Consider the following 18,664-nt stretch of genomic DNA (forward strand, 5'->3'; position numbering starts at 1 on the left):
TGCGCATGGCGCAGTGGCGCGGAAGGTTTCATCGGCGGTATCGCTCGGATCTGACCCGGGCAGAAGTGCCCTGGGTCATTATCCGAACCGATTCTTGTGGAAATCTTTTGTGCTCCGAATCTGTCGCTCGGCGCTCAGCGTTTACTCGCGGCGTCGGTCAGCGGATCCATCAGGATGTGCACCAGAAGTCCATTGCCCGACGGGGCCTCCAGAAGCGCGATGGACCCGTCGTGCAGCTCTACCGCGCGCTGGACGATGCTGAGCCCAAGGCCGTAGCCCGGCTCTTTCATGTCCGCACCACGGTAGCCACGTTGAAAGGCAGCCTCCCTGCGGTCCTTGGGAATGCCGGGCCCGTCGTCGGAGACCGCAATCAGGATCTTGCCGTCCAGGCGGCACACAGCCACATCGACCTGGCCACGCTCCGGGGTGTAACGGAGTGCGTTTTCAATCAGGTTGCGAAACATCGCCGTGAGTGCGACCTCATGGCCCGACACCCACAATTCGGGCTCTTCGTGGTTGAGGCTCAGGGAGATGTCTTTCTCCGCGATGACGGGGGCCAACTCTTCGATGACCTCGGTGGCCACCATGACCAGGTCCAGAGGGACGCGGTGTTGTGAGGCGGCCCCGGCTTCCAAACGCGCGACCGCAAGAATTTGCTCGATGCGGCGTCCCAGGCGGACCAGGCTTCGCCGCGCGTTGCCGACGGTGTATTGAACCTCGGCCGGGTCGTCGGCAATGAGCGCGCTTTCCATGTGAATCATAGTGGCTGCCAGCGGTGTGCGCAGCTCATGCGCCACATCGCCAGCAAATCGGTGCTCTCGTTCGACCGCATCTTCCAACCGCTCGAGTTGCTGATTGAGCGTCTCGATCAGTGGCTTGATCTCGTCGGGAGAGCGGTCGATGGAGATGAGCTTGCGACTGCCCGGTTCGCGCTGCGCGAGCACTGCAGTCAGCACACCCAGAGGCTTGAGTCCCTGTTTGACCGCGAGTCCTGCCAACACGGCGAGCAGAGGCAGCCCGATGATGAGCGGCAACGCGTGCTCAAGGATGAGACCGCGGGTGATGTCCGACCGGTTATCTGCCCGCTCCCCAATCCGCACCGTCAGGTCGAAGCGGTTGGTGAGGGTGAACAGTCGCCATTTGACCCCGTTATATTCGGCTTCATGAAACCCGCGTTCCCCCGGAGCCGGTGGGGGCAGGTCCGCCAGATTGGCGGTTGCCGCGACCAGTTTGCGCTGGGGGTCATACGCCTGAAAGCCGACTTCGGGCTCGTAGTTGCGTGGATGGACCGATACGACGACGGTACCCTTTTGCGCCTCGGTCGCGAGCTGCAGCGTCTTCGCCGGATCCTGTACTCCGTAGTTGCCATGCCCGTAGGCAATCAAGGTGCCCAGCGTTCGCCCGGCCTGGGCCAAACGCCCATCGAGCAACTGATTCATCTCGTGAAGTTCGCGCTGGTAGCTGATGGTCCCCAGCGGAATGAGCACGGCCACCTGGACAAGGATGATGAGCCAGGTGAGTCGCGCGCGCAGGCTGCTGGAGGTCACTTGGGTTCCCGGGGCATCATGTAGCCAATGCCGCGCACCGTGTGGATGACCTCGGGACTCAACTTCCGGCGCAGCCAGTGCACATGCACTTCGATGGCGTTGCGATCCACCACTGTGTCATATCCGTAGACCGACCCTTCGAGCGTTTCGCGGCGAACGATGCGGCCGGCGCGCTCGGTCAGGATGCGCAGCACCGAGAACTCCCGCCGGGTCAAGGTTACCATTTCACCTCGAAAGGTAACGCCATTCGTAGCCAGGTCCAGCACCAGACTGCCCACCTCCACTCGATTGTCCACCAGGCCCTGCGCGCGGCGGGTCAGCGAGCGAATACGTGCCGCCAGTTCCCCCAGGTCAAACGGCTTGACCAGGTAATCGTCTGCGCCCAGGTCCAAGCCCTTGATGCGCGACTCTGTCGCATCCCGCGCGGTCATTACCAGGATGGGCGTTTTCACCCCCGCGCGGCGTGCTTCAAGCAGCACTTCCAAGCCGTCTTTCCCAGGCAGGCCCAGGTCGAGCAAGATCAAGTCGATGCCCGTGTCAGACAACGACGCCGCGCCTTGCCTGCCGTCGGTCAGCCACGTTACCGCGTAAGACTGGTGCTCAAGCGCATGCTTGATGGCCTCGCCCAACTCGATGTCGTCTTCAAGTAGCAAGATGTGCATGCGGTACGGGCTCGAGGAACGAAAGCGACCATGATCGCCGGAGAGTCTTTTGCCAACCTTTTGTGCCCTGGCATCCAGTCTACGCCAGGGCAGTGACGCGATGTCTGGTCTCAACCGGCTCTTGCAGGAGCCCGAACTCCGTCTGGACCGCAGCCCCCCGGGCCACGCTTGCCCCGCCCTGACCGGCCGATTGGGCTCTCCATCGATCGACCGCTTCGGATTCACATGACCAACCCCCTGCCCGCCTTGCTCACCGCCCTGAACCACGCCATCGAGGCTGTTGCGCGCAATGACGACCCTTGGCTGCGCTCGATCGCCATCGCCGCCCTCCAGTGCGAGTTGGGGACCTGGTCTATCGGGTGCCCGCGGACCCCGACATCGCCCTCCCGCTCCAGCGCATTGCGCGCATGGTGGAGAATATTCATGAGGGCCATTCCGCCCCGTTCTGTTCGACGAGGCCGCGCCGCATCGAGGTGGTGTAGAGCGGGTCGGTCGCATAGGTGTTGGTGTAGGGATCGAGGATGTGATCATCCGCCGTGGCGAAGACCTCTCACCCGGCCTGATCGAGAGCTACCTTGAGAGACATCGCGCCGTCAAAGAATGCTGCGTGGTCGGAATCGACGACACCGACCTGGGCGAGGTACCTGTGGCATTTGTTGTCGCCCGAGGGGCCATACGATTGAAGTCGGCGCCCTACGGCAATATGCGTACGACGCCTTTTCAAGGGTATATGTCCCTGCCCATATCCACGTGATACCGACACTCCCAACCGGCAGCTTGGTCAACGCGCTCACGGCCAGCCCTAGCATTCCGAACGAGGCGCTTTATTCGCGATAAATCGCACCCTCAAAGTCGAGCACTCCCGCGCCTTCCTGCCGGTTGAGATATGCCTCTGCCGCCTCCAGCACATCGCCGCCAGGCACGCTGACCGCCAACAGGTTGCGCGCTTTAAAGTATTCCGTCACACAGCCCAAGGACCGGAGCGCATCGGCAACGGCATCGACAATGTTCTCATCGAAGCAGACCACGCGAAATAAAGAGTTCGGCGATTCCACCAGCACTCGGTCGAACCATCGAACGCCATCCTGAAGAGGTGCGCGGACGGTATCGCCGAGGCCGGCCTGGCGCGCAAAGAACGGGATGTTATCGATGGTGTAGGTATCTGGCGATCCTGCTGGTCTTGCCCAGACCGACTCACTGCCAACGTCTGGATAGCCGTCCTCGTCCGGTTGGATAGAAAAGAATACCTTCACCAATTCAGGCATTGATTTTGTCGCTCTTATCGAGGTTACAGTTTCGGCAGGCAGGTTGACCATTGTTTAACGATCCGTCTCCGCCCTGGACCTTGGGATAACGTGGTCCACATTAACCTCATTTCCGGGCGGAGTAACGCCGCGTTCACTCTTTGCGACGCCCGGTATTGAATATAGTCTCGCAATGAACACGGAGGACGGCCTGATTGGCCGCCCAATGATATCTCGATGCAACACGCTCTTTACTTCGCGGTGAACGATGTCCAATTGGGATTCAAAATAGATTGACCATCTGGCCGCAGAAGTTCGAGTTCGAACATCCGTCCATTCACATGGTAAAAATAGACGTCAATGAACTCGCCATCTGCATCCAACAATTTTCCTTCGACGGGAAATCCGTCGCGACCGCGGAAGCTATCTTGACCTCGATAAGGTGGGAGCTGCACATCGGGCAGGTGAAAGAGCAACCGAGATCCGTCTGGCGATTCGTCCGTGACCTCAACTTCATTGATATCTAGTAGGAACTGACTCCGAAGCACGTCATCTGCAATCAGATTTCCGAGCGTTCGGACTACAGACGATTCGGACTGCGTCAATTTTCGCATCTTGGCGCCTACTGCAATGGAAAGATTGTTCCGACATTTACCTTTCCGTCCTGAAGTGGAAATGCACGGAATTCGAGGGGTACTTCGTTCACGTTTAATCTGCCGCTGAAGGGGGCCAACCGTAGTACCTTCAGAGGCACTCCTCAGTGTCGCACTGACTTCTTTTCCTACGACACTCTCCACGTGCCCGACATCGAGCCCTGCCGACGAAAGCCGCGACGCGTAATGGCTGGTCTGAAACACGCTTGCTAGAGAGCCACATCTAAGACCGCCGCAGCCAGCCGGACCGCCTCTTTGGTCATCCCATGCAATGGCCGCACCAAGAACCGCGAACCGATAGCCGGGCGAAGCGACTCGGGGACCAGAAAGCGGACATAGAAACCGCTGCGTCGGGACAACAGCAAAGGCTTGGGCACAAAACGATACCTCAGACGATACCTCGGGGGAGGTCGCTCGGGCCCGCTGACGAAGCCGATAAAACCGTTGCAGAAAAGGCACTTAGCGCAATGATGGCACTGAGTGGAGCGGGTGAAGGGAATCGAACCCTCGTCAGTAGCTTGGGAAGCTACAGCTCTACCATTGAGCTACACCCGCATCGGCCCCGGATGGTAATACGAGATCGCCCACCGGCGAAAGGTGGCGGCTGGCTGAACGCACCGGCCGTCCACCGCACGGCGGGTCAGTCGCAGGCGCATAATCTTGCCGGGGCATCCCTACGAGGGCCGGAACATGCGTCGTGCGCTTTCGCTTTCCATCTTTACCGGGCTCGCGCTATGCGCAACCGGCGCTACGCTGGCGCAGTCGCGCACGGTATCCACGGCCAATATGCCGAAGCCGGGAGTCAGCTATATCGCCGGCCCCTCGACCCCGGTCCGCAAGGAAACCGTGAGTACGGGCACCCTGCCCCAGCCGGCACGGCTGTACGCGGGCGGTCAGGGCGGCACGGGCGCCTCGTCCAGGCAGGACGGGTATGACAGCGGCAACTACCCCCCGGACAACGGCAGCTATAACAACGGCGGTTACTACGGCGGCGGTTACGGCGGCGGTTACGGCAACGGCTATGGCAACGGTTACGGCCGGGATGACGGCTATGGCTACGGTCGCGGCGGCCGGGATCACGATCACGGCCAGCCCGGCAACGGCAGTCGCGACCACGACCGACGCCCACCCGGCAACTCGACCACCGTCGCCCAGTCCCCCGGCTCGGCCCATACCGGCGCCACAGGCCCGGCCATGAACCTCGCCCCGGACCGCAACGGCCCGCGTGGCCCACGCGACAGCGGCAACAACCGCGGTGAGAATGGCTGGAACGATGGCTTCGGCAGCCGCACCCCCACGCAACCCCGGTCTGGCGTGACCAACCGCGTGACCCAGCCCGGCATCGGCACACCGGTCCGCGGCGGCAATGGGTGGAACGGCCGCTGAGCCCCGTTACAATGGGCGGATGCAGATCACTCTAAACGGCGACGCGCGCGATTGCGCGCCCGGCACCTCGGTTCTTGCGCTGCTCGACGCTGCCGGTTACGGCGGCAAGCGCGTGGCGGTCGAGGTCAACCTCGAGATCGTGCCGCGCAGCGCGCACGCGACGCATGTGCTCGCCGAGGGCGACCGCGTCGAGATCGTCCATGCCATCGGTGGCGGCTGAGCCGCACCCCTCCAGGAAATCGCCCGCATGAACCACTTCTCCCCTGCCGCCGATGACGTCCTGACCGTCGCGGGCCGCACCTTTCACTCGCGGCTGCTCACGGGCACCGGCAAGTACAAGGATTTCGACGAAACGCGTCGCGCCACCGAAGCCGCCGGCGCGCAGATCGTCACCCTCGCCATTCGCCGGGTGAACATCGGCCAGGACGCGAGCCAGCCCAACCTGCTCGACGCGCTGCCGCCGGATCGCTTCACCCTGCTGCCGAATACGGCGGGTTGCTACACGGCCGACGATGCCGTGCGCACCTGTCGCCTCGCGCGCGAACTGCTCGACGGCCACAACCTCGTGAAGCTCGAAGTGCTCGGCGACGAGCGCACGCTCTACCCGGATGTCGTGCAGACGCTGGTCGCCGCCGAGAAGCTCGTGGCCGATGGCTTCGACGTCATGGTCTACACGTCGGACGACCCGATCCTGGCGCGTCGGCTCGAAGAGATCGGCTGCGCCGCGATCATGCCGCTGGCCGCGCCGATCGGCTCGGGTCTGGGCATCCAGAATCGCTACAACCTGCTCGAGATCGTCGAGAACGCGAAGGTCCCGGTGATCGTCGATGCCGGTGTCGGCACCGCCTCCGATGCCGCCATCGCGATGGAGCTCGGCTGCGATGGCGTGCTGATGAACACCGCGATCGCCGGCGCGAAGGATCCGGTCCTGATGGCGCATGCGATGAAGCTCGCGGTCGAAGCGGGCCGCGCGGCGTTCCGCGCCGGTCGTATTCCGCGCAAGCGCTTCGCATCGGCCTCGAGCCCGGTCGACGGACTGGTGGGCTGAGCATGACCACCGATGACGACAACAACGCCGGCGACGCTCCGTTCCACCGCCGCATCCGCAGCTTCGTGCTGCGCGAAGGCCGGATGACGCCCGCGCAGCAACGTGCGTTCGACAATCACTGGTCTCGCTTCGGCCTCGATTACCACGGTACCGGGCGCGACCTCGACGCCACCTTCGGCCATCGCGCGCCGCGCGTGCTGGAGATCGGCTTCGGCAACGGTGAAGCACTGGCCTGGGCCAGCGAGCACGATCAGGCGCGCGATTACATCGGCGTCGAAGTGCATAGCCCGGGTGTCGGCCGCCTGATGAACGCGCTGGCCGCACGCGATGCGCGGAACGTTCGCCTCTACAAGCACGACGCCGTCGAAGTACTGGAAAACGAGATCCCCCCGGCCAGCCTGTCCGAAGTACGCATCTGGTTCCCCGATCCGTGGCACAAGAAGCGCCATAACAAGCGTCGTATCGTGCAGCCGGCGTTCGTCGAATTGCTGGCGTCGCGCATGGCGCCGGGCGGCTTGCTGCATCTGGCCACCGACTGGGAAGCCTACGCCGAGCACATGCGCGAGACGATGGAAGCCGCCGGAGGCTGGCGTAACCGTGTCGGTCCGGGCGAGTCGGCGGAGCGTCCCGCGTGGCGCATCGAGACCCACTTCGAACGCCGCGGCACGCGTCTTGGCCACGGTGTCTGGGATTACCTGTACGAGTGGCAGGGTCGATAACGACAATCCGTTGACCGTGGGCGGCGCATAACGTGGGGATTCGTGTTCACGGAGTTGCCCATGTCCATCGCCAGCCTTGCCGACCTGATCGCCGAAACCCTCGAAGAAGCCGGCGTTCGCCGGATCTACGGTCTGGTGGGCGACAGCCTCAATGCGATCACCGATTCGCTGCGCGAGCGCCAGCGCATCGACTGGGTCCATGTCCGTAACGAAGAAGCCGGCGCGTTTGCCGCCGGCGCGGAAGCGCAGCTCACCGGTGCGCTCGCCGTCTGCGCGGGAAGCTGCGGACCCGGCAACCTGCATCTGATCAACGGCCTGTTCGACTGCAACCGCTCGCGCACGCCCGTGCTGGCGATCGCCGCGCATATTCCCAGCGCCGAAATCGGCAGCGGTTATTTTCAGGAAACGCATCCGACCGAGCTGTTTCGCGAGTGCAGCGTGTACTGCGAGATGGTTTCCGATGCGTCGCAGATGCCCCACGTGCTGGATTCGGCCATCCGCGCGGCCGTGGGCCAACGCGGCGTGGCCGTGGTGGTGATTCCCGGCGACGTGGCCATGCGCAAGTCGCCGGTGAAGAAGGTGACGCCCGCGGCCGGGCTGCTGCCGCCTTCGCCGAAGGTCATCCCTGCCGAGCGTGAGCTGGATGCCCTGGCTGAGCTGCTCAACGCGGGCAAGCGCGTCACCCTGCTGTGCGGCCGCGGCACGGCCGGCGCCCATGACGACCTGATCGCCCTGGCCGATGCGCTGCAGTCGCCGATCGTGCATGCGCTGGGTGGCAAGGAGTATGTGGAATACGACAACCCCTTCGACGTGGGCATGACCGGCCTGATCGGCTTCAGCTCCGGCTACTACGCGATGGAGGACTGCGACACGCTGCTGATGCTGGGCACCGATTTTCCGTACCGTCAGTTCTACCCCGAGGACGCGAAGATCGCGCAGGTCGACATCCGCCCCGGCAACATCGGCCGTCGCTGCCGTGTCGAACTCGGTGTGGTCGGCGATGTGGGCGAAACCATCCGCGCCCTGTTGCCACGGATCGAGCCCAAGCGGCTGCGCGGCCACCTCGACCGCTGCCTCGCCCACTATGCGCGGGCCCGCGACGACCTCGACCAGCTCGCCCGCATCGAACCCGGTCACGACCTCATCCATCCGCAGCAGGTCACCCGCCTGGTCAGTGAGCTGGCCGAGGACGATGCGATCTTTACCTGCGACGTCGGCACGCCCACGGTCTGGGCCGCGCGCTACCTGACGATGAACGGCAAGCGCCGCCTGCTCGGCTCCTTCGTCCATGGCTCCATGGCCAATGCCATGCCGCAGGCGATCGGCGCGCAGGCCTCCCACCCGGGACGGCAGGTGATCTCGCTGTCGGGCGACGGCGGCTTCACGATGCTGATGGGCGACTTCATCACGCTGGCCCAGCAGGGCCTGCCGGTGAAGGTCATCGTGCTCAACAACGGCACCCTGGGCTTCGTCGAGCTGGAGATGAAGGCGGCGGGGCTGCTCGAAACGGGCGTCGAGCTGAAAAATCCGGACTTCGCAGCCATGGCCAACGCGATGGGCATTCATGGACGACGCGTCGCCCGCGCCAGCGACCTGCCCTCGGCCATCGCGGAGGTGCTGTCGCACGATGGCCCCGCATTGCTCGATGTGGTCAGCAACCGGCTCGAGCTGTCGATGCCGCCGAAGATCAGCGGCGAGCAGGTCAAGGGCTTCAGCCTGTACGCGCTGAAGGCGGTGATGAGCGGGCGCGGCGACTCGATCGTCGACCTCGCGCTGAGCAACCTCAGCCGCTGATCGGACCCGTCAGCGCACGCTCCGCACGGGAGCGTGCGCTGGCGCAACCCATTCGTGCGCTTTTCTTCAGCCGGGAGCCACCCCCAGCGCGTATACTCCTGCGGCAACGATAGCCGCCTGGCAAGAGCATGCCACCGCACGTCTCCAACGACCGGATCGGAACCGCCGGCCAGTGGCACTGACCCTCACTCCTGAAATGATCCTCGTGCTGGGCCTGGTGGGCTTCACCATGCTCATGCTCGTTCTGGAGTGGATCCGGGCCGACATGGTCGCCCTGCTCGTCGTGGTCACGATCGGCCTCACCGGCCTGATCCCCGGCGACCAGGTCTTCAACGGCTTTGCCGGTAACGCGGTGATCGCCATCATCGCGATCATGATCATGGGCGCCGGCCTCGACCGCGCCGGCGTGCTCAACCTCACCGCGGCCTTCGTCATGCGCATGGCGCGCGGTGTCGAGTCCCGCCTCGGCGTCGTGATCAACAGCGTCACCAGCCTGTTCAGCGCCGTGATCCCCAGCCAGGCCCTGGCCGCCCTGATGATTCCCGTGACCAGCCGCCTCTCCGCGCGTACCGGCGTGCCGATGTCGCGTCTGCTGCTGCCGATGGCCTTCTGCATCCTGACGGCCACCAACACCACGCTGATCGCCAACTCGCCGCTGATCGTGCTGAACGACCTGATCGCCAGCGCCAACAGCAACCTGCCGCCCGGCGCGCACACGATCCCCCGATTCGGCCTGTTCAGCGTCACCCCCGTGGGCCTCGTGCTGGCCCTGGTTGGCGTACTGTTCTTCTATTTCTTCACCCGCAAGCTGCTGCCCGAGCGCGAAGACGAGCGCCTGAAAGTCACCCCCGGCCGCACCGAGAGCTACTTCGCCGACACCTACGGCATCGCCGGCGAGACCGCCGAGCTTACGGTCACGGCGGAGAGCCCGCTGGTCGGTATGAGCATCGGTGAGGCGGAGCAGCTGCACGGTGCCCCGCTGATCCTGGCGATCAAGAACGGCAACGAGAGCCGCGTCGCCCCGCCATCGGACCAGATGATCTGGGTCGGTACGGTGCTCGGCGTGCTCGCGCCAAAGGACGCCATCCAGGCATTCGCCAATAACCAGCTGTGTCGCGTCTCCATGCGCATGCGCCAGCTGGGTGAGCAGTTCAACACCACACGCGCGGGTATTTCCGAAGCCGTCGTGCCGCCCGGCTCCCGCTTCATCAAGCAGACCGTGGGCGATCTGCGCCTGCGCAAGCGCTTCGGCATCTCCGTGCTGGCGGTCAACCGTGGCGACGAGGTGTACCGCGAGGACGTGCGCGCGGTCAGCCTGCGCGCCGGTGACACCCTCGTGCTGCACAGCAAGTGGCGCGACCTGATGCTGGCCGAGGAAGACCGCGACTTCGTCGTGGTCACCGACATCCCCAAGGAAGAGCAGCGCCCCGGCAAGATCTGGCAGGCGGTGGGTTTCTTCGTGCTGGCCAAGTGCCTGGCCCTGTTCACCCACCTCGACCTGTCGGTGGCGATGATGACCGGCGCGGTCGGCATGCTGCTCACCGGCGTGCTGAACATGGACGAGGCCTACAAGGCCATCAACTGGAAGACGATCTTCGTTACCGCCTGCCTGATTCCCCTCGGCTGGTCGATGGATTCCACGGGCACCGCGTCGTGGCTGGCGCAGGAAGTCCTGGCGATCATGGGCGGTGCGCCGCAATGGACGCTGCAGCTGTGCATCGCGGTCCTGACGCTGATGTTCTCTCAGGTCATGTCGAACGTGGGCGCCACCGTGATGATGGTGCCGCTGGCGATCAGCGTGGCGGTGAGTACGGGGGGAAACCCTTCCGCTTACGCGTTGATCGTCGCCGTGTCGTCGTCCAATACGTTCCTGCTGCCTTCGGGGCATCCGGCGTTGATGATGGTCGCGGGGCCGGGCGGTTATCGTTCAAAGGACTTTTTGCGGGTCGGGCTGCCGCTGACGTTCCTGGTTCTGGCGATTACGCTGGTGGTCGTCAACCTGATGTATCGCTGAGCGACGCACCGCGATTACGGCATTTCTCAGGCCAGTCGGACTTCCCCGTCGACGACCGACACCGGCACCGCACGCAGGCGATCTCCCCGGCATGGCCCGTTGGTGCAGTCACCACTCTCCGCCGTAAACGTCGCCCCATGCGCCGCGCAGATGATCGTGCCATTGCGCACCAGGAACTTGCCCGGCGCATAGTCCAGCCGCCGACCCGCATGAGGACAGACGTTGAGGTAGGCGCGGGCCTCCTCCCCCGAGCGGTAGATCAGCAGGGACTCGACCTCGCCCTGGATGACGGCCTCGGTTTCGACGGCGTTGCCATCGGGAATGTCCGCCAGCAGGCAGAGGGGAGCGGTGTCGGCGGTAGGAGTCATGGCACTTGTCTGTGGGGATGGGTTGCCCCAAGGTAAAGGGGAACCACGCATGTCATTGTGCCACACGGATTTTTAACCAATGCGCTTCGTCCTTCCGCCCATCCGCCGCTCTCGCAACCCGCTGGTCCGCGCCCTGTCCGTCGTGGCCGGTCTGGCCGTGCTCGGGGTGCTGCTCGTGTTCGGTGTGGTCGTCCTCGGCGTGCTGCTGGCCGGCGGCCTGGTGTTCCTGGCGGTCCGCCAGTGGAAGCTGGCCCGTGGCGGCGTTCGCCCGGCGCCGCGTCCGGCCGCGGCGCGCGCCACGCACGATCCGAACGTGCTCGAAGGCGAGTTCGTCGTGATCCGTCAGGGCGATCCGGTTCACCACTGAGCCACTGCGCAAGAAACGGATGGTGACGGTCGTCGCGTCCGCCTACGCTGGCCTTCAATGACAGGAGGCCCCGATGAAAGCCCTGGTTCAGACCATCCGCCCCGCCGCCGACGATCCGCTCGACCGCGTCCGTGCCGCGCTGGAGCGAGATGACGCGCCCAGCGATCTGGCCAGCCTGGCGACGATCGCCGGGCTCAGCCCCACGCATCTGCAACGCGCCTTCCGGCGCCGGTTTGGCGTCAGCCCGGCCGAGTACGCCCGCGCCCGCCGTTTCGGCCAGCTCCGCGATGCGCTTCGCGAAGGATCGGCCGTGACCGATGCGGTCTACCAGGCCGGTTTCGGCTCGGGCAGCCGCGTCTACGAGGAAAGCGACCGCCGGCTGGGCATGACCCCGGCGAGCTACCGGGCCGGCGGTGCGGGCGCCTCCATTCGCTACACCACGACGGGTACCCCGCTCGGCCGGCTGCTCGTCGCCACCACGGCGAAGGGCATCTGTGCCGTGACGCTCGGTGCCGACGATGAGGCGCTGGAAACGCGACTGGCCGTCGAATTCCCGCTCGCCGACCGGGAACGCGTCGACGAGGGACGCGACGAATGGCTGGACGCCGTGATCGGCCGGGTCACCCGCGAGCTGGGCTGGGAAAGGGGCGCCGCCCCCGACATGCCGCCACTCGATATCGCCGCGACCGCCTTTCAGTGGCGCGTCTGGGAAGCGCTGACCCGGATACCGCTCGGCGAGACCCTCAGCTACGGCGAGCTCGCCGCCAGACTTGGCGTGCCGAAGGCGGCACGTGCGATCGGACGCGCCTGCGGCAGCAACAAGCTGGCGCTGCTGGTGCCCTGCCATCGCATCATCCGCGAAGACGGCAGCCTCGGCGGGTGGCGCTGGGGAATGGAGATCAAGCAGCAGTTGCTCGCCACCGAACGTGCCATGAGCGCCGCTCAAGGCTGACCCTCGAAGGTTTCGCTACCAAGGCCAGGACGGCGGCGATATCTTTCGTGATTCGCGCCGCATCTTGCGACGCGTGCCTGCCCCGGGTTCCCCATGTCCGACGCCGTGTGTACCGCAAAAAAAATCCCCGCCACCACGCTGGCCGCCGCGCGCTGGCTGGTGCCGCTATCGCTGATGTCGATGTACCTGATCTGGGGTTCCACCTATCTGGGCATCCGCTATGCGCTGGTCAGCTATCCGCCCTTCCTGATGGCGGCGATCCGTTTCGCCATCGCCGGCGTGCTGATGTTCACCGTCCTGCGCGTGCGCGGTGTCGCCTTGCCGACCCCGCGACAGTGGCGGAACGCCGCCATCGTCGGCACGCTGTTGCTCGCCGGCGGTAACGGGCTGGTCTGTTTCGCCGAACAGTCGGTCAGCTCGGGCATCGCCGCCGTCGCGGTGGCCAGCATGCCGCTGTTCGCCGCGGTCTTCGGCGGCCTCTATCGTGAATGGCCCACGCGCGGCGAAACCGTCGGTCTGCTGCTGGGCTTCATCGGCGTGGTCGTGCTCAACCTGGGCGCCGGGTTGTCGGGCTCGCCGATCGGCGCGATCGCGTTGATCTGCGCCGCCATGGCCTGGGCCTTCGGCTCGGTGTGGTCCAAGCGTCAGGACATGCCGGCCGGCCCCATGAACACCGCCGCGCAGATGCTCTGTGCCAGCGTCTCGCTGGCGATCCTCGCGATGCTGCATGGCGAGCGCTTCCCCGCGCACCCGCAGCTGGGCGCCACCCTCGCGCTTGGTTATCTGATCGTGTTCGGCTCGATCATCGCGTTCAGCGCGTATCTCTACGTACTGAAGACCGTTCGCCCTGCCCTGGCCACCAGCTATGCCTACGTGAACCCGCCCGTGGCGGTGCTGTTCGGCGTCGCCATCGCCGGTGAGCACGTGGGCACGTTCGACCTGGCGGGCATGGCGATCATCCTCGTCGGTGTCGGCATCATCACCATGATGCGGACCCGCAAGGCCTGAGACGCCCCGGCAAGTGTGACGCAGGTCTCGTCCCGGGCCTGCGCGCCGATTTTTGAGAATTATTCGATGTCCGCGAATCTCAAGCCCACCTAGGCTGCTTTTCTCTTAGGTGGGAGCGCGGTATGACGGGCAGTCTGACCAATCCGACACAACGAACCCATCGGCGGCGGCTATGCATGGCGCGCGGCGCGACGGTACTGGGCATCGGCGTGGCCGCCATCGCGTCATGCCAGCGCTTCCGGGCCGACACCGAATCGATGTACGCCGATCTCGACACCTGCGAGGAACGGGGCGGCCGCTGGGACGTCGACCGCGCTCGCTGCGCGATCGACGTCGTCCTGGCGGACCACCCGCAACTGACCGACGACGCGCTTCCACCGGATGCGCCGTGAGAAATCAGAGCTCGCGCAACGCGGTGGTCACGGGCACCCGGGCGGCACGCAAGGCGGGGAACAGGCCGCCGATAAAACCGATCGCCAACGCCCATTTGATCCCCGTCCACAGGAGCGCGGCGCTCACGTGGAACCGGAACACCACCTGGCTGAAGTTCGCCCCGAGCGTCGACGCCGTGTAGCCATTGAAGACGATCCACACGATGCCCGCACCGATCACGCCGCCGAGCAACGCCAGCAACATCGTCTCCAGCATCACCGACACCACGACCGGTATCCCGCGAAAGCCGATCGCACGTAATGTGGCGATCTCGCGAGCCCGGGCCTGGATCGCGGCGAACATCGTATTGAGCGCGCCGAACACGGCACCGATCGCCATGATGATGCCCACCGTGATACCGACCGCACGCAGCACCCTGGTCAGGCCTTCGGACTGCTTGCTGAAGTATTCCTGCGTCGTACTGACGTCGACCTTCAGGCGCGGATCGCCAGCCAGCGACGCCTTGAAGGTGTCGAATGCCGCGGGCGAATCCAGCATGACCGTCACCGACTGCACGCTGCTGCCACGCCGGTAGGCCGAGGCGACGCTCTGCGTATCGCCCCACAGTTCCGATTCCAGCACGTCGTTCGACACGAACTCACCCACCACGGTCCAGGTCTGTCCCGCGAGGCGGATGCTCCTGCCGACATCGAGGCCCGCGAACTGCCCCCGCGCGCCCTTGCCGACGATGAGCTCACGCAGCCCCGGAGTGAACTTGCGCCCCTCGACGATCTTCACCTGATCGCGCAGCGACCACACGTCAGCGCTGACGCCACGGATGGGCACATTGGAATCGCTGCCGGGATCGCTCTTGCGTGGCAGGTTGGCGACGACGACGAGTTCGCCCGAGGCGATCGGCCGGCCCTGGGCATCTTTCTTCACACCGGGCGCCTGCATCACCACGTTGGCGCTGTCGCGATCGAGGATGGAATTGAGCTCCGCCTGCGAGCCGCCGCGCAAGACGATGGCCGTCCGGTCGTTACCCGTGGAGCGCAGGGTTTCGGCGAAACCATCGCTCATCGCCAGCATGGCGACGAGTACGCCCACCACGCCCGCGATGCCCACCACCACCACCGATGACGAGCCGAGCCGCTGAACCACCGTGGCGAGTCCCACGCGAGTCACCTGCCAGGTCTGTCGTCCGCGACGGGTCAGCGCCATCCACAGCGCGAACACGACGGCGATGGCGACGATGCCCTGCCAGGGCAACGCGATCCAGACGACGAGGAACGCGGCGACGATCAGCAGGGTCAGCAGGCCGAACCCGAACTTCTTCATGCGTTTCATGGTGAGTTCCTTCAGCGCCCGGCGAGCGCGTCGACGATGTTGAGGCGCATGGCACGGAGGGCGGGCAAGGCACCGACGAGGGCGCCGATCACCACCATCAGCACGAGGCCGAGAATCCAGGTCTGGGTACCGATGGGTGGCAGATTGAGCATGCCGCCGCTGCCCTTCGCCACGATCGGCACCACGATGCCGGCCAGCGCCAGGCCCAGCACGCCGCCGAGCACCAGCAACAGGATGCCTTCCGCCAGCACCATGCCGAGGACGCTGTGGCTGGAGAAGCCGATGGTCTTCAGCACGGCCAGCTCATGGGTTCGCTCACGCACGGCCTGCGCCATCGTGTTGCCGGTAAGCAGGATCAGCGTAAAGAACACCGCGCCCATGATCGCCGACACGATCAGCCCGATATCGCCGAGCTGTTTGGCGAACGATGCGTTGAACGCCTGCTCGGTCTGCGTCTTGGTCTCGTGGTCGGAGTTGGCGGAGAGCGCGTCGATGGCCCTGGCGACGCTGTCCGCCTTGTCCGCCGAGGTCAGCTGCACCGCGTACCAGCCTGCCGTCGTACCGACGCTCTGAAATGCGTTGGCGTCTTCGAAATACTTGTGATGGAAGAAGAACTGCTGGTCCGTACCGTTCGCCGCGCCCTTGGCCGGCTTGTAGATGCCGACGATATCGAAAGGCCAGGTCTTGTCGCCGTTGCGCTGCGGGAAGATCGTCGACTGCAGCGGCACCTTGTCGCCGATCTTCCAGCCGAAGCGTTTCGCCAGCGCTTCACCGACCACCGCGCCGGTACGGGTGTTTTCGTAGACCTTGCGCTGGTCCGCGGGCAGTTCGATCTCACGATAGATGTCGAGGTAATTCTCGCTGACGGCAAAGCTCAGCACGAAGTTCTTCGGATCCTGATAGATGCCGCCGAACCAGTTGGCGGCGGCCACGGCCTTCACCCCGGGAATCGCCTGTATGCGTGTGGAAAGGCTCGCCGGCAGCGACTGGATGATCGAATACTTCGACGTGGTGATGAGGCGATCCACGCCGACGACGCTGTCGCCCGAGGCGAACGCGGCACGTGTCGCGTCCAGCATGCCGAACAACAGGAATGTCGCCAGGATCGACACCAGGGTGAAGAAGGTACGCGTCTTGCGCCGGAACAACGCGGCCCAGATCAGATGCATGTATTTCATGCGGGCGTCCTCGGTCAGGCCACGGCTTGTCCGACAAGGCTGCCCTTGTCGAGATGCAGGGTATGGTTGGCGTACTCGGCCGCCTTCGGATCGTGCGTCACCATCACGATCGTTTTGCCGTGCTCGCGATTGAGTTCGCGCAGAAGACCGAGGATCTCCTCGGCCGACTGGCGATCCAGATCGCCGGTCGGCTCGTCGCAGACCAGCAGCGTGGGATCGGAAACGATCGCGCGTGCGATCGCGACGCGCTGTTGCTGACCGCCGGAGAGTTCGGACGGCTTGTGTGACGAACGATCCGCCAGGCCGACCAGCTGCAGCGCGATCGACGCGTTCTGCCTGCGCTGCGCGGCGGAAAGTCGGGTCAGCAGCAGCGGCAGTTCCACATTGCGCTGCGCGGTCAGCATCGGCATCAGGTTGTAGAACTGGAAAACGAAGCCCACGTGCGCCGCGCGCCAGCGAGCCAGCGCACCGGCACCCAGCCGGTCGATGCGGTCCCCGGCCACCGCGATGCTGCCACCCGACGGTGTGTCGAGACCGCCGATGAGATTGAGCAACGTGGTTTTGCCGGAGCCCGACGGTCCCATCAGCGCGAGGAAGTCGCCTTCCTCGATCTTCAGGTTCACGCCATGCAGCACCTCGACCTTCTGCCGGCCGCGCTCATAGACCTTGGAAAGATCCTGGATGTCGATCAGGGTAGCCATGGGACGTGTCTCCTTGCGTATCAGGGCGAAGGGCGGGTGGCGACGCGGACGGCGGCACCATCGGTGAGCGAATCGGGCGGAGTCACGATGACGCTGTCACCCGGGGCGAGGCCCTGCGTCACCAGACGCTGCTCGCCGTCGTTGCGTGCGGCGAGCGTGACGTCGTGACGCATCGCCTTGTCGCTCGCAACGACGAAGACGACGTCGCGGTTGTCGCGACGCGCCAGCGCGCCGGCCGGGACGAGCACGCCTTTGGGTGCGTCGGCCACCGGCTCCGCCCGGCGCTCGAGGAACGACACGCGCACGCCCATGTCGGGAACGATCCGCGCGTCCTTCGATTCCAGGGCCACGCGTACCTTCACCGTGGCCTTACCGCGATCCGCCGCGGGCACGATGGCGATGACATGCGCGCCGATCTTCCAGTCCGGGTAGGCGTCGAGCACCGCCTCGGCGGGCATCTCGGCTTTGACCCGGCCGATATAGGCCTCGTTGACGTCGACGTCGATCTCCAGCGAGTCCATGTCGACGATGGTGCCGACACCGGTACGGGTGAAACCGCCGCCCGCCGAAAGCGGCGACACGATCTCGCCGACCTGCGCGGCCTTGTCGGTGATCACGCCGTCGAACGGCGCACGGATCACCGTGTAGTCGAGGTTGACCTGGCCGACACTGACCTGAGCATCCGCGGCGTCGGCCTGGCGACGCGCCGTGTTGAGCTGGGCGCGATAGGTGTTGGCCTGCGTACGTCCCTGCTCGGCGATCTGTCTGGAGACCAGCCCCCGGCCGACCAGCGCCTCCTGCCGATCGGCGTCGCGCAGTGCCTGCTCGAGCTGGGTCTGGCTTTGCACCACGCTGGCGCGCGCCGCCGCCGCGTTCGCCCGGTTGGCGTCGAGGCCGGCGCGCAGGGCGTTGTCTTCCAGGCGCGCCAGCACCTGGCCTTTCTTCACCCGGTCGCCTTCCTCGATCAGCACCTCCGTGAGCGTGCCGGTAATCTGCGCGGAGACCGTGGCCTGGCGCCGCGCGGTGACATAGCCCGTCGCCTGCAGCACCGCCCCGGCTTCCGCGGCGCCGGCCGGCGCGATCGCGGTCGCCACCGTCACCTCGACAGGCCGCTGCGCGAGCCACGCCCAGGCCGCTCCGCCCAGGGCGAGCAGGCCGATGAGAACGGCCAGCACGATCAGCGCGATCTTCGTGGCGCCGCCGTTCCCACCCCCTGGGGATTCCCTGTGCGACTTGTCGATCTTCAGCTGCCGCAGCAGCTCGGCGTTCGAGTTCATGTCCCCGTGGTCCCCTGGCGATACGGA

General features: G+C 65.3%; 20 protein-coding genes, 1 tRNA gene and 1 pseudogene. 11 read left to right on the top strand and 11 right to left on the bottom strand.

All coding sequences use genetic code 11. From position 1 onward, the window contains the following. Positions 1-134: 134 nt before the first annotated feature. The 3 genes from FA85_RS07270 to FA85_RS07280 form a co-directional block, all read right to left on the bottom strand. Entirely contained in the window at positions 135-1,547 is a 1,413-nt protein-coding gene (locus FA85_RS07270; RefSeq protein WP_036110256.1) for an ATP-binding protein, read from the bottom strand. Next, positions 1,544-2,209 (bottom strand): response regulator, encoded by a 666-nt coding sequence (locus FA85_RS07275; RefSeq protein ID WP_036110253.1) that lies wholly within the window; start codon positions 2,207-2,209, stop codon positions 1,544-1,546. Before FA85_RS07275 ends, FA85_RS07270 begins: the two co-directional genes overlap by 4 nt. 221 nt (positions 2,210-2,430) lie before the next feature. After that, the gene (locus FA85_RS07280) at positions 2,431-2,634 is read right to left on the bottom strand and encodes a hypothetical protein (protein ID WP_156108678.1); all 204 of its coding nucleotides are present in this window, start codon (positions 2,632-2,634) and stop codon (positions 2,431-2,433) included. A 98-nt stretch (positions 2,635-2,732) separates the two neighbouring features. Between FA85_RS07280 and FA85_RS07285 the strand changes: the two genes are divergently transcribed. Further along, positions 2,733-2,963 carry an AMP-binding enzyme gene (locus tag FA85_RS07285; protein ID WP_036110247.1) on the top strand — a complete coding sequence of 77 codons (231 nt, stop codon included), beginning with the start codon at positions 2,733-2,735 and terminating at the stop codon, positions 2,961-2,963. A gap of 70 nt (positions 2,964-3,033) precedes the next feature. Here the strand turns inward: FA85_RS07285 and FA85_RS07290 are convergent, their stop codons facing one another. The 3 genes and pseudogenes from FA85_RS07290 to FA85_RS07300 form a co-directional block, all read right to left on the bottom strand. Beyond that, on the bottom strand, positions 3,034-3,474 hold the full coding sequence (locus FA85_RS07290) for a DUF4265 domain-containing protein (RefSeq protein ID WP_036117074.1): 441 nt from the start codon (positions 3,472-3,474) through the stop codon (positions 3,034-3,036). Beyond that, positions 3,467-3,523, bottom strand: a pseudogene (locus tag FA85_RS22695) (hypothetical protein); the annotation flags it as partial. The gene FA85_RS07290 and the pseudogene FA85_RS22695, both read right to left, overlap by 8 nt. Before the next feature lie 1,064 nt (positions 3,524-4,587). Next, positions 4,588-4,661, bottom strand: a tRNA-Gly gene (locus FA85_RS07300). Between the two features lie 135 nt (positions 4,662-4,796). Here FA85_RS07300 and FA85_RS07305 point away from each other — a divergent pair. The 6 genes from FA85_RS07305 (at position 4,797) to FA85_RS07330 (ending at position 11,067) form a co-directional block, all read left to right on the top strand. Then, on the top strand, positions 4,797-5,492 hold the full coding sequence (locus tag FA85_RS07305) for a hypothetical protein (protein WP_036110242.1): 696 nt from the start codon (positions 4,797-4,799) through the stop codon (positions 5,490-5,492). A gap of 19 nt (positions 5,493-5,511) precedes the next feature. Next, positions 5,512-5,712: a sulfur carrier protein ThiS gene (thiS, locus tag FA85_RS07310; RefSeq protein WP_036110239.1), complete on the top strand. Its 201-nt coding sequence runs from the start codon at positions 5,512-5,514 to the stop codon at positions 5,710-5,712. A gap of 27 nt (positions 5,713-5,739) precedes the next feature. Then, positions 5,740-6,540, top strand: a complete 801-nt coding sequence (locus FA85_RS07315) for a thiazole synthase (protein WP_036110236.1) — start codon at positions 5,740-5,742, stop codon at positions 6,538-6,540. A gap of 2 nt (positions 6,541-6,542) precedes the next feature. Continuing rightward, positions 6,543-7,259, top strand: coding sequence for a tRNA (guanosine(46)-N7)-methyltransferase TrmB (gene trmB, locus FA85_RS07320; protein WP_036110232.1), 717 nt, complete (start codon positions 6,543-6,545; stop codon positions 7,257-7,259). Between the two features lie 60 nt (positions 7,260-7,319). Beyond that, a complete protein-coding gene (gene poxB, locus FA85_RS07325; RefSeq protein ID WP_081907356.1) occupies positions 7,320-9,053 on the top strand; it encodes a ubiquinone-dependent pyruvate dehydrogenase in 1,734 nt (577 codons plus the stop codon). Positions 9,054-9,249: 196 nt separating this feature from the next. Beyond that, the gene (locus FA85_RS07330; RefSeq protein ID WP_036110230.1) at positions 9,250-11,067 is read left to right on the top strand and encodes an SLC13 family permease; all 1,818 of its coding nucleotides are present in this window, start codon (positions 9,250-9,252) and stop codon (positions 11,065-11,067) included. Positions 11,068-11,093: 26 nt separating this feature from the next. Here FA85_RS07330 and FA85_RS07335 read toward each other — a convergent pair whose 3' ends face one another. Continuing rightward, complete coding sequence (locus FA85_RS07335) at positions 11,094-11,435, bottom strand: Rieske (2Fe-2S) protein (protein WP_036110227.1); 342 nt, start codon at positions 11,433-11,435, stop codon at positions 11,094-11,096. A gap of 79 nt (positions 11,436-11,514) precedes the next feature. Here FA85_RS07335 and FA85_RS07340 point away from each other — a divergent pair, with 79 nt between their 5' ends. The 4 genes from FA85_RS07340 to FA85_RS07355 all read left to right on the top strand — a co-directional run bounded on the left by FA85_RS07340 (position 11,515) and on the right by FA85_RS07355 (position 14,154). After that, positions 11,515-11,802 (top strand): hypothetical protein, encoded by a 288-nt coding sequence (locus FA85_RS07340; RefSeq protein WP_036110224.1) that lies wholly within the window; start codon positions 11,515-11,517, stop codon positions 11,800-11,802. Between the two features lie 73 nt (positions 11,803-11,875). Beyond that, positions 11,876-12,754, top strand: a complete 879-nt coding sequence (locus tag FA85_RS07345; protein WP_036110221.1) for a methylated-DNA--[protein]-cysteine S-methyltransferase — start codon at positions 11,876-11,878, stop codon at positions 12,752-12,754. A gap of 93 nt (positions 12,755-12,847) precedes the next feature. Then, positions 12,848-13,762 carry a drug/metabolite exporter YedA gene (gene yedA / locus FA85_RS07350; RefSeq protein ID WP_036110218.1) on the top strand — a complete coding sequence of 305 codons (915 nt, stop codon included), beginning with the start codon at positions 12,848-12,850 and terminating at the stop codon, positions 13,760-13,762. Positions 13,763-13,884: 122 nt separating this feature from the next. Beyond that, positions 13,885-14,154, top strand: a complete 270-nt coding sequence (locus tag FA85_RS07355; RefSeq protein WP_143025862.1) for a hypothetical protein — start codon at positions 13,885-13,887, stop codon at positions 14,152-14,154. Between the two features lie 4 nt (positions 14,155-14,158). Here FA85_RS07355 and FA85_RS07360 read toward each other — a convergent pair whose 3' ends face one another. The 4 genes from FA85_RS07360 to FA85_RS07375 are packed head-to-tail and all read right to left on the bottom strand — an operon-like array spanning position 14,159 to position 18,637. Next, positions 14,159-15,481: an ABC transporter permease gene (locus FA85_RS07360; RefSeq protein WP_197056500.1), complete on the bottom strand. Its 1,323-nt coding sequence runs from the start codon at positions 15,479-15,481 to the stop codon at positions 14,159-14,161. Between the two features lie 11 nt (positions 15,482-15,492). Beyond that, a complete protein-coding gene (locus FA85_RS07365) occupies positions 15,493-16,659 on the bottom strand; it encodes an ABC transporter permease (protein WP_036110210.1) in 1,167 nt (388 codons plus the stop codon). 14 nt (positions 16,660-16,673) lie between these two features. Further along, positions 16,674-17,360 carry an ABC transporter ATP-binding protein gene (locus tag FA85_RS07370; RefSeq protein WP_036110207.1) on the bottom strand — a complete coding sequence of 229 codons (687 nt, stop codon included), beginning with the start codon at positions 17,358-17,360 and terminating at the stop codon, positions 16,674-16,676. Positions 17,361-17,380: 20 nt separating this feature from the next. Continuing rightward, positions 17,381-18,637, bottom strand: coding sequence for an efflux RND transporter periplasmic adaptor subunit (locus FA85_RS07375; RefSeq protein WP_036110205.1), 1,257 nt, complete (start codon positions 18,635-18,637; stop codon positions 17,381-17,383). Positions 18,638-18,664 lie beyond the last annotated feature (27 nt).

Source organism: Luteibacter mycovicinus, assembly GCF_000745235.1.
Lineage (GTDB): Bacteria > Pseudomonadota > Gammaproteobacteria > Xanthomonadales > Rhodanobacteraceae > Luteibacter > Luteibacter mycovicinus.